Below are 343 nucleotides of genomic sequence, written 5' to 3'. Positions count from 1 at the left end.
CAGGCTGGGGTGGAGCCTGAGGTGGCGGTGGCGGGTGAGGTGTTGGGTGTGGTGCCGTGGGTGTTGTCGGCGCGTACTCCGGAGGCTTTGCGGGGTCAGGCGCGGGTGTTGGTGGAGCGGTTGTTGGATGAGCCTGGGTTGCGTCCGACGGAGGTGGGTTGGTCGTTGCTGACCACCCGTACGCGCTTCGACCACCGTGCTGTTGCTGTGGGTGAGGACCGTGAGTCCTTCCTCACCGCACTCGAAGCACTCACCACCAACGAACCCCACCCCGCCATCGTGACTGCCGGACCGTCGTCCGAGTCGGCGCCCACCGGTGGCGACACGGTCTTCCTCTTCAGCG

1 protein-coding gene is annotated in these 343 nt (G+C 67.1%); it reads left to right on the top strand.

All coding sequences use genetic code 11. The features are described from left to right. Nucleotides 1-21: 21 nt before the first annotated feature. The coding region (locus tag AAHZ94_RS35170) for a CurL C-terminal domain-containing protein (protein ID WP_349997701.1) at nucleotides 22-343 on the top strand (322 nt) is incomplete at its 3' end.

This window comes from Streptomyces sp. HSW2009 (assembly GCF_040240285.1).
In the GTDB taxonomy this organism is placed as follows: domain Bacteria; phylum Actinomycetota; class Actinomycetes; order Streptomycetales; family Streptomycetaceae; genus Streptomyces.
This window is presented reverse-complemented; position numbering and strand designations above follow the sequence as displayed.